Below are 13,148 nucleotides of genomic sequence, written 5' to 3' on the forward strand. Positions count from 1 at the left end.
CAACTTGGCGGCTCAACCGGCACTTTACCGGATGTCTGATTTGCATGGTCGTGCAAAACTTTCCATCTAATTCCCAACCGGCCGCAGGCTCCAATGACAGACCTCAATCATCCGCCTCCTGATTTCTCTGTGGATCAGGTCGCACAGCTTGCCAGGGACCATTTCGGCATTGAGGGTGAATTCAGCCATCTCGACAGCGAGCGCGACCAGAATTTCCGGTTGGCGTCCGCCGCAAATGGCGATTGGACGCTCAAGATCGTCAATGCCAGTGAACCGGGAAGCGAAAGCGCATTCCAGACCGCGTTGCTCGATCATCTTGCCGCCATCGCGCCTGAACTTGCCGTGCCGCGCCTGCACAGGACGAGTTCGGGCGCGGCACTCGCTTGCGTCGAAGATGCCGCCGGCGAGCCTCACGCCATGCGCCTGGTGTCATGGCTTCCCGGCCGCCCGCTGGCCGAATGCGCTCGCACGCCAGCGCTTTTCCGCTCGCTGGGCGCCTTGCTTGGCCGCACGGACCGCGCACTGCAAGGCTTTATCCATCCCGGTGCGCTTAGACTGCTGGATTGGGATGTCCGGCGCACCGGCGAGGCGCACGGCCGCCTCCAGCATATATCCGATGTCGCGGATCGCATGATGCTGGAGCGTTTTCTCGGCCGCTTTGAAACTGACGTGGCGCCGCGCCTATCTGCCTTGCGGACGCAGGTGATCCATAACGACGCGAACGACTGGAACGTGCTGGTTGATCCCCTTGAACCCGACAGCGTGGCCGGCCTGATCGACTTCGGCGACGCGCTGCACACGGTCCTGATCGCTGAAATTGCTGTGGCCTGCGCTTATTCCATTCTCGACATCGAAGACCCGATCGGCGGGGCGGCTGAACTGGTAGCGGGTTTTCATGCCGAATATCCGCTGCGCGAGGAGGAGATCGATCTCCTGTTCGACCTGATCATGGCGCGGCTGGTCATCTCCGTCACGCTCTCGGCTGCTCGCAGGAACAGGGCTGATGACAACCCCTATCTGGCGATCAGCGAAGCGCCGGCCTGGCGGCTTTTGCGCCGGCTGGATGCGATGAAGCCGCGCTTCGCCACCGCCATTCTGCGTCATGCCTGCGGCTTCGATGCCGTGCTTGGCGCTGGCGCCGTGGCGCGCTGGATCGGAGACAAGGCCAACGGTTTCGCACCTGTAGTCAGGCCGCATCCGGCCATGCTGACCAAGGCGCTGGTGCCCTATGGCGATCCCGCGCATCCGATGACTGTCACTTCGGCCGCCGGTGAAGCCGACAAGGCAACCGCCTGGTGGGACGCATACGCAGCCGAGCAGGGGATCGCGCTTGGCATCGGTCCGTGGGGCGAGGCGCGCACGGTCTATTCCGGAAAAATGTTCGAATCGCGCTTTGTCGAAGGCGCGCGGCGCGACCGTCACCTTGGCCTCGATTTGTTCATGCCGGCCGGCACCAAGGTTTATTCGCCGCTGGCGGCGACGGTCAAAAGCGTCGAAATCGAAAAGGATCCGCTCGGCTATGGCTGCCTGGTCGCCCTGATGCACGAGCCGCAAGGCTGCCCGCCCTTCGTCACGCTTTGGGGCCACCTTGCGCATGAGGCCGTCGTCAGGCTGAAGCCTGGCGAGAGGCTGGACGCCGGCGCATTGGTCGGTGAAATGGGCGCACCGACGGAAAACGGCGGCTGGGCGCCGCATCTCCATTTGCAGCTATCGGCCGACACTGGCCTGGCGGCGCGCGACATATTGGGCGTCGGCGAGGCGCGTTATCTTGATGTCTGGCGCAGCCTGTTTCCCGACGCCGCGACATTGGCCGGCCTGCCGCCCGAGACGTTTTCGCGAGAGGGGCGCAGCCGCACCGAGATCGTTGCGGCGCGCAAGGCCAACCTGCTGCCGAACCTCTCCATTTCCTATGCCGAGCCGATCAAGTTCGTGCGCGGCGAAGGCGTGTGGCTGACCGACGATCGTGGCCGCGCCTATCTCGATTGCTTCAATAATGTCTGTCATGTCGGCCATGCGCATCCGCATGTGATCGAGGCGATTGCCCGGCAGACGGCGCTTCTTAACACCAATACGCGCTATCTGCACGACGCCATCGTCACCTATGCGGAGCGGCTGACGACAACGCTGCCGCCGGAGCTTTGCGTGGCCGCCTTCACCTGCTCGGGCAGCGAGGCCAACAGCCTGATGCTGCGCATGGCGCGCGCGCACACCGGTCGCAAGGAAGCCATCGTGCTCGATTGGGCCTATCATGGCACGACGCCGGAACTCATCGAACTCAGCCCCTACAAATACAAGCGCAAGGGCGGCGAGGGGCGTCCCGTTCATGTGTTCGAGGCGGAGATCCCGGACAGTTACCATGCGCCGGCGGATTGGCCGGTGGCCGAACATGGCGCACGTTTTGCCGAGAGCGTTGCCGAACAGATCGCGGCCATGGCGAAGGAAGGGCGGGCGCCCGGCCTGTTCCTGGCCGAATCCATCCCCAGCGTTGCCGGCCAGGTGTTTTTGCCACAAGGCTATCTGAGCGAAGTCTATGCGATGGTGCGGGCGGCGGGCGGCTTGTGCGTGGCTGACGAAGTTCAAGTCGGCTTCGGTCGTATCGGCAGCCACTGGTGGGCGTTCGAGACGCAAGGCGTGGTGCCGGACATCGTCACCATGGGCAAGCCGATCGGCAATGGCCACCCGATGGCCGCATTGGTGACGACGCATGAGGTGGCAGGCTCCTTCGACAACGGCATGGAATATTTCAACACGTTCGGCGGTAATCCGGTGTCCTGCGTGGCGGGTCTTGCCGTGCTCGACGTCATCGAGCAGGGCGATCTGCGCCGCAACGCTGCCGAGATCGGCAATTATCTTCTCGAATGTTTCCGCGCCATGCAGGCGCGCTACGAGGTGATCGGCAATGTGCGCGGCATGGGCCTGTTCCTCGGCATCGAACTGGTCGAGGATCGCATCACCAAGGCTCCGGCGACGGCGCTGGCCAGAAAGATCAACAACGGCGTGCGGGCGCGCGGCGCGCTAATGGGCACGGAAGGGCCGCACGACAACGTGCTCAAGATGCGCCCGCCGATGATCTTTACCCGCGCGCATGCCGATCTGCTGGTGGCGATTCTGGAAGATGCGTTCGAGGCCGTGCTCACCGGCCGGGAATAGGGGCTCACCGGCGGTGGAAATCGGCGCGATATATGCGTCGCCGTCAGCCGATCCTCAAGGTTTCGAACGATACTCACCGCCCGGTCTGGGCGATGGCATCTTCCAGGATTCGGAAGATGCGCGGATCGGCGGACTGCGCGACATTGAAGCGCAGATAGCCGCCGGCCGACTGCGACAGGCTGAAGGCGTTGCCCGGAGCGAAGATGACATTCTCGGCAAGCCCTTTGCGGGCGAGCGCGGTGGCGTCGAGCCCGTCCGGCAGCCGGCACCAGACGAACATGCCGGCCTTGGGTTCCAGCCATGGTGTAAGGCCGGTATCGCGCAGGCGCGTGATCGTCCGGCTCATCGCCGTGGCAAGGCGGGTGCGCAAACCCGCGACGTGCTTGCGATAGGTGCCATCGGTCAGCACGCTTGCCAGAAGTTCGCCGGCAAGGCGGCCGCTGCCGAAGGCGGTTGCTATCTTCAGCGCCGTCAGTCCCTCGATCCAGTCCGGCCTTGCCGCGATATAACCGCAGCGGATCGAAGCCGAGAGCGTCTTGGAGAAACTGCCGATCCGCACGACGCGCTCCAGCCCGTCGAAGGCGGCGAGTCGTGGTGACGGCTCCTCCTCGAAGTCGGCGAAAATATCGTCCTCGATAATGATGATGTCGTGCTGCTCGGCCAGTTTCAGCAGCCGATGCGCGACTACGGACGAAAGCGATGCGCCGGTCGGATTATGAATGGCCGAGTTGGTGACGTAGAGGCGCGGGCGATGCTCTGTCAGCGCCTTCGCGAATTGATCGATGTCCGGTCCGGTCGGCGTGTAAGGCACGGAAACGACCTTGGCCCTGTGGGCGCGCAACAGGGCATGGAAATTGAAGTAGCATGGATCATCGACCAGAACGGTGTCGCCGGGCTCGATCAGGAAGCGGCACAGAAGATCAATCGCCTGCGTACCCGACCCGGTCAGCATGATCTGGTCGGGTCCCGCCTCGACGTCATGTTCGCACATGCGGCGCGCAAGCAGACGCCGCAGCGCGATCGCGCCGAGCGGGCTTCCATAGTCGGTCAGGATATCGTCGTTGCCACGCGCCAGCGTGCGCAGCGCCCGGCGTAGGCTGTCATTGGGCATCCAAGAAGCCGGAAGCCAGCCGCAGCCCGGCTTGAGGAACTCGTCTCCCATCTCCAGCGATTGCCGCGATATCCACAGCGGATCGATGGCCCGATCGAGCCGCGGGCCGATGTTGTCGAGTGATAGCGGCTGCGTATGGCCGCTGACATAAAAGCCCGAGCCGCGCCGCGACTGGATAATGCCTTCCGCCGCCAGACGGTCATAAGCTTCCACCACCGTGGATTTGGACACTTGCATCGTTTCGGCGCATTGCCGGATAGAGGGCAGTTTGGCGCCTGGCGCCAATGTACGCGCCGCGATACGGCTGCGAGTGGCCGACATGACACGCTCGACAAGGGTCGTGTCGTCACCGGAAGTCAGGAAATCAGCCATGTGTAATGCGTTTTGTCCCGGTACAGTTTGATGAAATTGTATTGGATCGTAACTGGAACGTCCATGGCGTGCGGCGCTATTCCGCTCAAAACGGAGTTCGATAATGGACAAAGCGGCGCGCGGCTGGGTGGATGGTTTCCTCGGCATGTTGATCTTTTCCGGCTCGCTGCCGGCGACGCGGGTGGCCGTGGCGGATTTCGACCCGGTTTTCCTGACCGTGGCGCGCGCCGTCATTGCCGGGCTGCTTGGTCTGGCGTTGCTTGTCCTTTTGCGGCAGAAGCGGCCCGATCGTTCCGATCTCGGCTCGCTGGTTATCGTCGCGCTCGGCGTGGTCGTCGGTTTCCCGCTGCTCAGCGCTCTGGCATTGAACTATGTCACCGCCGCGCATTCGGTGGTCTTTGTCGGGCTGCTGCCGCTGGCGACCGCTTTATTCGGCGTGATGCGCGCTGGCGAGCGGCCTCGTCCTGTATTCTGGCTGTTCTCCTGCATGGGCAGCGCCTGCGTTGTCGGCTTCGCGCTCAGTCAAGGCATTGGCGCATCGTCGTTCGGCGATCTTCTGATGCTGGCTGCCATCATCGTTTGCGGGCTGGGCTATGCGGAGGGCGCCTCTCTTTCGCGCCGGCTCGGCGGCTGGCAGGTCATTTCATGGGCGCTGGTGCTGTCGCTGCCGGTCATGGCCGTCTGCCTTGCCTTCACTTGGCCATCATCCTTCAGCGGCATCGGTGCGCCGGCATGGATCGGCCTTGCCTATGTTGCGCTGTTTTCCATGCTGATCGGCTTCATCTTCTGGTATCGCGGGTTGGCGCTGGGGGGCATCGCGGCGGTCGGCCAGGCTGATCGGCTTCATCTTCTGGTATCGCGGGTTGGCGCTGGGGGGCATCGCGGCGGTCGGCCAGTTGCAATTGCTGCAACCCTTCTTCGGCCTTGTGCTGGCGGCGGGGCTGCTCGGCGAGCATGTCAGCCCCGTGATGATCGTGGTCACATTGGGCGTGGTGGCTTGTGTTGCCGGCGCCAGGCGTTTCGCCCGCGCCGATGTCAGGCAGACCGCCAAAGCCTGAATGTTTGGTGCGGTCTGCCCGGCAGGCTTCGTGGCAATGCCTATACGCTTTCGAGATAGGTCTCGAACTCGAAATTGTTGACCCGGAGCGCGAAGGTTTCCAACTCCTGCCGCTTGCACGCAACGAGAGAGGTGCGCAGAGTATCGTGGAAGATTTCTTCCACCAACTCACCATGCTCGAAACCGGCGATTGCCGAGGCCCAGTCGGGAGGCAGTTTCGGCAATTTGCGTTTGTAGACATCGGTTCCAGCCGGATCGCCAGGCGACAATTGCCGCTCAATGCCGACCAGGGCTGCGCCGAGAATGGCGGCAAGCACGAGGTAAGGATTGGCGTCGGCGCCCGAGACCCTGTGCTCGATGCGCCGTGCCTGCGGCGGGCCTCCGGGAATACGGATGGCTACCATGCGGTTTTCGTAGCCCCAGGCGACGGCGGTCGGCGCATAGGAATTGGGCCGCAAGCGGCGGTAGGAATTGAAATGCGGCGCGAACACCACGGTGCTTTCCGCCATCGCCGCCAGCAGGCCGCCCACGGCATGGAGCATGGTTTCCGAACCCTGATCGCTGCCATCGTTGAAGACATTGTTGCCCTCGGCGTCGAGCAGGCTGAAATGCACATGCAGCCCGTTGCCGGCCCGCTTGCCGTAAGGCTTGGCCATGAAGGAGGCGATGAAGCCGTGCTTGCGGGCGATGCCTTTGACGGTGCGCTTGAACAGCACGGCGTCGTCGGCGGCACGCAATGCATCGGCGACATGATTGAGATTGATCTCGAACTGGCCGACGCCGTTTTCGGCAATCGCCGTATCGACGGGAATGTCCTGCATGCGGCAGGCGTCGTAAACTTCATGGATGAAGGCTTCGAAATCGTCGATCTCGTCGATCGAAAGTGCCGCGTCCGAATCGAGGCGCCTGCCTGTCACCGGGGATTTCGGTCCTTTCGGGCGGGTGGAATCCGGATCGACGAGATAGAATTCGAGTTCCGTCGCTACCACAGGCGTGAGGCCAAGCTCGCTGTAGCGATCGAGGATGCCTGCCAGCGCACGACGCGGGTCGCCGAGATAGGGCGTCCCGTTTTCGTCGGCGAACCAAAGCGGTATGAGCGCGGTCGGATGCGCCGTCCATTCCATCGGCAATATGCCGCGCCCGGTCCACTGGCAGATGCCGTCGGCGTCGCCCGTCGAAAAAACCAGTTTGTTGCCTTCGATGTCTTCGCCCCAGATATCCACGCCGCCGACCGAGTAGGGCATGCGCAGCTTGCCCTCCAATGCCTTCTGTGCCTGCTCCACGGGGATACGCTTGCCGCGCATGATGCCGTTAAGGTCGCAGACCGCAGCCCTCAGGCTCTGGATGTCGGGCCGGCTGGTCAGCCAGTCCAGAACCTCCGCCACTGTTTCTCCCAATTGCAACTCCTATGCTGGTTGAACATACTTGCGAATTGTCTTTCATGCCTTGCGCGACTGGCCGGTGCCGGACTAGGCATGGCACCTGCCATCGGCACAGCACCGAAGATGGCTATGTCGACTGTGGCCGGACAGTGAGATTTGCTCGACCGGGCGGGTCCGATTGAAACAAGCTAACCCGGATCGCAGCATAACGGCGGATAACGGAAAGCCAAGCCGGCTTGAATTCAGCCGCAAAGAGAAGGAAGCAAGAACGATGGCAAGTGTTAGCGTGAAGTCCAATCTGATCGGCGGCGAGTGGCGGGACAGCGCCGACGGACGCGAGAATCGCAACCCTTCGAACGTCGCCGATGTGATCGGGCTTTATGCCTCTGGCAACGCTGGCATGGTGGACGAGGCAGTGGCGGCGGCACAGGCGGCCCTGCCGGCATGGTCGACTTCAACGCCGCAGCAGCGTTTCGACATTCTCGACCGTGCCGGAACGGAGGTCCTGGCGCGGCGCGACGAACTCGGCCGCCTGCTCAGCCGCGAGGAGGGCAAGATTCTTGCCGAAGGCTGCGGCGAGGTGGCGCGTGCCGGGCAGATTCTGAAATTCATGGCCGGCGAGGCGCTCCGCAATCCGGGCGATGTGCTGCCTTCGGTCAGGCCCGGCGTCAAGGTCGAGGTCACGCGTGAGCCGGTCGGCGTCGTCGGCATCATCACGCCGTGGAATTTCCCCATCGCCATTCCTGCCTGGAAAATCGCCCCGGCACTGGCCTATGGCAATACGGTCGTCTTCAAGCCGGCCGAACTGGTGCCGGGCTCGGCGTGGGAACTGGTCGATATATTGCATCGCGCCGGCCTGCCACACGGCGTGCTCAATCTGGTAATGGGCAAGGGCCGCGATGTCGGGCAGGCGATCCTCGATCATCGCGGCATAGATGCCGTTTCCTTCACCGGTTCCGTCGCCACCGGCAGAACTGCCGTCGCCACGGTGGCGGCGCGCGGCGGCAAGGTCCAGGCCGAGATGGGGGGCAAGAACCCGCTCGTCGTCATGGACGATGCCAACCTCGACATCGCCGTCGAGGCTGCCGTCAACGGCGCCTTCTATTCCACCGGCCAGCGTTGCACGGCGTCCAGCCGTCTGATCGTCACCAAGGGTATCCACGACCGCTTCCTTGCCGCCATGCGCGAGCGGGTTTCGGCGCTGCGCGTCGGCGACGCGCTGGCCAAGGATACGCAGATCGGCCCCGTGGTGGACGAGCGCCAGCTTGCGCAGGATCTGCGCTATGTCGAGATCGGCAAGGAAGACGGCGGCAAGGCTGAGACCGGCGGCGAGCCGGTGAAGCATGACAATGAGGGTTATTTCATGCAGCCGGTGCTGTTTTCGGGCACCACCAACGACATGCGCATCAACCGCGAGGAGGTATTCGGCCCTGTCGCCAGCATCATTCGCGTCGGCGATTATGAGGAGGCGCTGGCCACCGCCAACGATACCGAATTCGGCTTGTGCGCCGGCATCGCCACCACTTCGCTGAAGCACGCCGAGCATTTCAAGCGGCATTCGCGCGCGGGCATGGTCATGGTCAACCTGCCGACGGCCGGTGTCGATTACCATGTGCCGTTCGGCGGCGCCAAGGGGTCGAGCTACGGACAGCGTGAGCAGGGAACCTATGCCAAGGAGTTCTACACCACGGTCAAGACCGCTTACACGGCCTGACATTTCACAATAGAGCATTTGCAGCCAGACGGAATCGTCTGGCGTCGCACAAATGCAGCCAAGTAAATCAAAAGAAGCGGCGGGAACCACGTTCGTCAGAACACCCGCTGCTCCAGCGCGGCAGGTGCGTTGCCCTGCCGCCGCTTCGCTTTGAAACCGATCAGTCGAGCAGGTCGGCCGGCACCTTGCCGCCATTTTCCGACAGCTTCTTCAGCAGCGCCTTGTGCAGCCAGATGTTCATGGCCGCGGAATCGCCAGTTGAACCCGGATAGCCGAGTTCGGCTGCCAGTTCTTTGCGCTCGGCGAGGCTGCTGTCCATGTCGAGCGCCTTCATCAAATCCACGATCGAGGTACGCCAGTTGAGTTTCTGGCCCTTGGAAGCCACTGCCTTTTCAAGAACCGCCGCCACGTCGACCGTCTGCGCCGGTGCGCGGGCCGCACCGCCGGCGGGCGGCGCGGGTTGAGGCGTGGCGGTGCCGCCCGAAGACGGCGCCGGCTGCGCTGCCGGGGCTTCCGCCGCCTCGGCCCGGCCGAAGATCGCGCCCTTGATCTTGTCGAAAATACCCACCTTTGCCTCCTTGATCGCAAAAACAGAGCCCGCCACCCAGGCAAACGGTAGGGGGCGAAGGCGCTCATGTAAACAATTATGATCGCGGCAGGAAATCACCTCGGCTTGCGTCTCCGCCAATTTCACGGATGCGTCGCGGCAATCGAATCGGCTAGGGCTTCTTGTAATTCGGGCATCAAGGAGTTGCGCCATGACCGTCGCCATCTATGGCATCCCCAATTGCGACACGATCAAGAAGGCGCGCAACTGGCTGGAATCCCATAGCGTCGACTATGCCTTCCATGATTATCGCAAGCAGGGGTTCGAGGCCGACAGGCTGGAGGCTTGGATCGGCAAACTCGGCTGGGAGGTGCTGCTCAACAAGTCGAGCGCGACGTTCCGGGGCCTTGCAGATGCCGAAAAGCACGGGCTGGACGCGCAAAAGGCCAGGGCATTGATGCTCGCCCATCCAACTATGATCAAGCGGCCTGTGCTTGAGAAAGGCGCGCAACTTCTGGTCGGCTTCAAGCCCGATATTTATGAGCGGGAACTGCTTTGATACTCGGTGCGTGCTTCGAGGCTCGACCTTCCGCCTTCCCTGCGTGCTTCGAGACGGCGGCGTTCGCCGCCTCCTCAGCATGAGGGCTTTTGGCGCAAACCTCCCTCATCCTGAGGTGCGAACGAAGTGAGCCTCGAAGGACGCACGCCTATTTCACCTCTTGCAAATATTTAGCCAGCACCACGGCATTGTTGTGCGCCTCGTCATGTGCGCCGTAGAGCAATGTCAGCTTGCCCTTCGCCGCCAGATCGCGCAGTTCCTCGACCGCTTCGCTCCTGTCTTTCAGTTCGGCCCGGTAGCGTGTCTGGAATTCATCCCATTTTGCCGGATCATGGCCGAACCACTTGCGCAACTCGTCGCTCGGCGCGACGGCCTTGACCCATTCAGTGAGTTTTGCGTCTTCTTTCTTGACGCCGCGCGGCCACAGCCGATCCACCAGCACCCGTTGCCCGTCAGCGGATGAAGGCGCTTCGTAAACCCGCTTGATCGCGATCTCCGTGGCCATGTCTTTCCCTTTCGTCCCCGGCCGTGCCTGCTTTCAGGCCCATTCGCCCTTGCGCATCACCGGCACCCGGCGACCGTCTTCGTGGAGGCCGTCAATATCCACCTTGTCGGAGCCGATCATCCAGTCGATATGGATGAGGCTCTTGTTGCCGCCGCGCGCGGCGATCTCGTCGCGGCTGAGCTTGTCGCCATTGACGAAGCATTTCGCATAGCATTGGCCCAGCGCGATGTGACATGAGGCGTTTTCGTCGAACAGCGTGTTGTAGAACAGGATACCGCTTCTGGAGATCGGCGAGGAATGCGGCACCAGCGCCACTTCGCCAAGCCGGCGCGCGCCTTCATCCGTGTCCAGCACCTTGTGCAGCACGTCCTCACCCTTGGCGGCTCTGGCCTCCACGATCCGCCCTTCCTCGAAACGCACCGAAATCTCGTCGATCAGCGTGCCTTGATAGGAAAGCGGCTTGGTCGATGAGACATGGCCGGAAACCCGCCGGGCATGCGGCGTGGTGAACACTTCTTCCGTCGGGATATTGGGGTTGCAGGTCACGCCGTTCTTGGCCGTCGAGGCGCCCCCCATCCATTCGTGATCGTCGGCCAGCCCAACGGTCAGGTCGGTGCCCGGCCCGGTGAAGTGCAGGGCATGGAATTTATGGCCGTTCATCCATTCGGTGCGCTGGCGAAGTGCTGCGTTATGTGCCGCCCAGGCGCCGATCGGGTCGTCATTATCGACGCGGCTGGCGGCAAAGATCGCGTCGGCCAGCTTGGCCACGGCCACATCGTCGGTCTCGCCCGGAAACACCTGTTTCGCCCATGCCAGTTCCGGATAGGCAACGATGTTCCAGTTGATGTCGAAGCCGGTGATTTTTTCCAGCGCCGGCTGGTAGGCGGTGGAGTTGGCCTTGTTGGCGCGCGCCACCTTCGTTGGGTCCTGCCCGGAAAGCAGCGAGGGATTGTCACCGCGCACGGCAAGCCGCGCCGCATTATTGGAGAAAGCCTTGGCCATGCCTTCATAGAGCCAGTCGGCTGCGCGGTCGAAGCTGTCATCCTGCCCGTAACGGAAGCGGGCCAGCGTGATTTCGTCATCGGAGAAGATCGGCGTCACCAGCCCGGCGCCGGCCTTGTAAGCCTGTTCGACGATCCTGCGCGTCAGCGGCAGCGCCGGAATGGACGATGTCAGCACCAGATCCTGGCCCGGCTGCAATTGCAGCCCGACCTTGATTACCACTTCCGCCAACCGGTCCAGTTTCACCGGGTCGATCGATGCCGAAAAGTCGCGGGCGTGTGTCGTCATGGTCCTGCCTGTTTTTGAAAGAATGCCTGAAATCATACATAGACCGCGTTCACCGGTCTTTCCACCATCGTCAACGAATAGTCCCGGCTGGACCGGTCGCGCTGCTTGTCGTGCTTGATCCGGAAGACGGCATGGCGGCTGTTGGATCAGGCAATTGGTATTGGCCCAACGAAAACGGATTGTGTTGCCATGTGGCCTCCATATTGTGCGCCGCGATGAAATCCGCCTCGAACACATCCATGCGCTACGCCGCCGCCGGCATGATCGGCCTGGCCGTTGCCATGGGCATTGGCCGTTTCATCTATACGCCGATCCTGCCGGGAATGATGGAGGAACTGCATCTCTCGGCATCGGATGCCGGCTTGATCGCCTCGGCCAATTACCTCGGCTATCTGGTCGGCGCGCTGCTGGCCGCCGGCGGCTGGGCGCATGGGCGCGAGCGATCGATGATGCTGGTTGGCCTGGGCGGCACAGCGGTGCTGGCGGCGCTGATGGGCGTGACGGACGCGATGGTGCCGTTTCTCGTCATCCGCTTTCTGGCCGGTGTCGCCAGCGCGTTCGTCATGGTCTTTCTCACCAGCATTGTGTTCAGTCATCTCGCCGCCGCCGACAGGAACGGCCTCCATGCCTTGCATTTCGGCGGCGTCGGGCTCGGAATAGCGATTTCGGCGGCGCTGCTGGCCGTGCTTGTCACCGAACATTCCGGCTGGACCGCGGGCTGGTACTGGTCGGCGATCATATCCGCCTGCGGCTTCGTCGCCGTGGTTCTGATGGCGCGCGGCGGACCGCTTGGCAATGGCACGGAAGGACGCGAACCGCGTCTGCCGAAGGATCGGTCGCTCACCCGCGTCATTATCGCCTACGGCCTGTTTGGCTTCGGCTATGTGGTCACGGCCACGTTCCTCATCGCCATCGTGCGCCAGGACGGCGGCGGCCGGGTCTTTGAAACCATGGTCTGGCTCGTCACTGGCCTCGTCGGTGTGCCTTCGGTCTGGGTCTGGAACCGGATTGCCGCACGGGTCGGGCTTTACGCCGCTTATGTACTGGCCTGTCTTGTCGAGGCGGTGGGGGTCGCGGCAAGCGTGTCGCTCGGCGGCCAGATCGGGCCGTTGCTCGGCGGCGTCCTGCTCGGCTTCACCTTTATCGCCGCGACAGCGCTTGGGCTACAGGCGGGCCGGATGCTGGCGCCACGCGCGCCGCGCCGGGTGTTTGCGCTGATGACCGCGTCGTTCGGCGTCGGCCAGATCGTCGGGCCGCTGGTGGCCGGCCTGTTGGCGCAATGGTCGGGCAGCTTCTTCGTACCCTCGATCGCCGCTTCCATCGTGCTTTTGCTTTCCGCCGGCTGCGTCTGGTCGGCACGCAAGCCTGCCTGAGCGCGTCGCTCTGCACCAGACATGACAATATTGTAATCGGGTGAATGGCCGGCGCGCCATTTCCTTGCCGCAAAAACTGTGACTTGAT

9 protein-coding genes and 1 pseudogene are annotated in these 13,148 nt (G+C 62.9%); 5 read left to right on the forward strand and 5 right to left on the reverse strand.

All coding sequences use genetic code 11. The features are described from left to right. Window positions 1-93: 93 nt before the first annotated feature. Window positions 94-3,150, forward strand: coding sequence for an aminotransferase class III-fold pyridoxal phosphate-dependent enzyme (locus BFN67_RS10975; protein ID WP_080919662.1), 3,057 nt, complete (start codon window positions 94-96; stop codon window positions 3,148-3,150). 73 nt (window positions 3,151-3,223) lie between these two features. Here BFN67_RS10975 and BFN67_RS10980 read toward each other — a convergent pair whose 3' ends face one another. Further along, a complete protein-coding gene (locus BFN67_RS10980; protein ID WP_080919663.1) occupies window positions 3,224-4,633 on the reverse strand; it encodes an aminotransferase-like domain-containing protein in 1,410 nt (469 codons plus the stop codon). 103 nt (window positions 4,634-4,736) lie between these two features. Here BFN67_RS10980 and BFN67_RS10985 point away from each other — a divergent pair. Next, a pseudogene (locus BFN67_RS10985) lies at window positions 4,737-5,691 on the forward strand (DMT family transporter). A 40-nt stretch (window positions 5,692-5,731) separates the two neighbouring features. Here the strand turns inward: BFN67_RS10985 and BFN67_RS10990 are convergent. Then, the gene (locus BFN67_RS10990) at window positions 5,732-7,087 is read right to left on the reverse strand and encodes a glutamine synthetase family protein (protein WP_080919664.1); all 1,356 of its coding nucleotides are present in this window, start codon (window positions 7,085-7,087) and stop codon (window positions 5,732-5,734) included. A 256-nt stretch (window positions 7,088-7,343) separates the two neighbouring features. On the opposite strand from BFN67_RS10990, the gene BFN67_RS10995 reads away from it, so the two are divergent. Beyond that, window positions 7,344-8,786: an aldehyde dehydrogenase family protein gene (locus BFN67_RS10995; RefSeq protein ID WP_080919665.1), complete on the forward strand. Its 1,443-nt coding sequence runs from the start codon at window positions 7,344-7,346 to the stop codon at window positions 8,784-8,786. A 160-nt stretch (window positions 8,787-8,946) separates the two neighbouring features. Here BFN67_RS10995 and BFN67_RS11000 read toward each other — a convergent pair whose 3' ends face one another. Continuing rightward, window positions 8,947-9,354 (reverse strand): DUF3597 domain-containing protein, encoded by a 408-nt coding sequence (locus BFN67_RS11000; protein ID WP_080919724.1) that lies wholly within the window; start codon window positions 9,352-9,354, stop codon window positions 8,947-8,949. A 190-nt stretch (window positions 9,355-9,544) separates the two neighbouring features. On the opposite strand from BFN67_RS11000, the gene BFN67_RS11005 reads away from it, so the two are divergent. Continuing rightward, window positions 9,545-9,892 carry an ArsC family reductase gene (locus BFN67_RS11005; protein WP_080919666.1) on the forward strand — a complete coding sequence of 116 codons (348 nt, stop codon included), beginning with the start codon at window positions 9,545-9,547 and terminating at the stop codon, window positions 9,890-9,892. 148 nt (window positions 9,893-10,040) lie between these two features. On the opposite strand, the gene BFN67_RS11010 is transcribed toward BFN67_RS11005, so the two are convergent. Together BFN67_RS11010 and BFN67_RS11015 are read right to left on the reverse strand one after the other, a co-directional pair. Further along, entirely contained in the window at window positions 10,041-10,397 is a 357-nt protein-coding gene (locus BFN67_RS11010; RefSeq protein WP_080919667.1) for a DUF488 domain-containing protein, read from the reverse strand. Between the two features lie 33 nt (window positions 10,398-10,430). Further along, complete coding sequence (locus BFN67_RS11015; RefSeq protein ID WP_080919668.1) at window positions 10,431-11,687, reverse strand: aminopeptidase; 1,257 nt, start codon at window positions 11,685-11,687, stop codon at window positions 10,431-10,433. A 215-nt stretch (window positions 11,688-11,902) separates the two neighbouring features. Between BFN67_RS11015 and BFN67_RS11020 the strand changes: the two genes are divergently transcribed. After that, window positions 11,903-13,060: a YbfB/YjiJ family MFS transporter gene (locus BFN67_RS11020; protein ID WP_139789146.1), complete on the forward strand. Its 1,158-nt coding sequence runs from the start codon at window positions 11,903-11,905 to the stop codon at window positions 13,058-13,060. The last annotated feature ends 88 nt before the right edge of the window (window positions 13,061-13,148 follow it).

The organism is Manganibacter manganicus (assembly GCF_002075885.1).
Classification (GTDB): domain Bacteria; phylum Pseudomonadota; class Alphaproteobacteria; order Rhizobiales; family Rhizobiaceae; genus Mesorhizobium; species Mesorhizobium manganicum.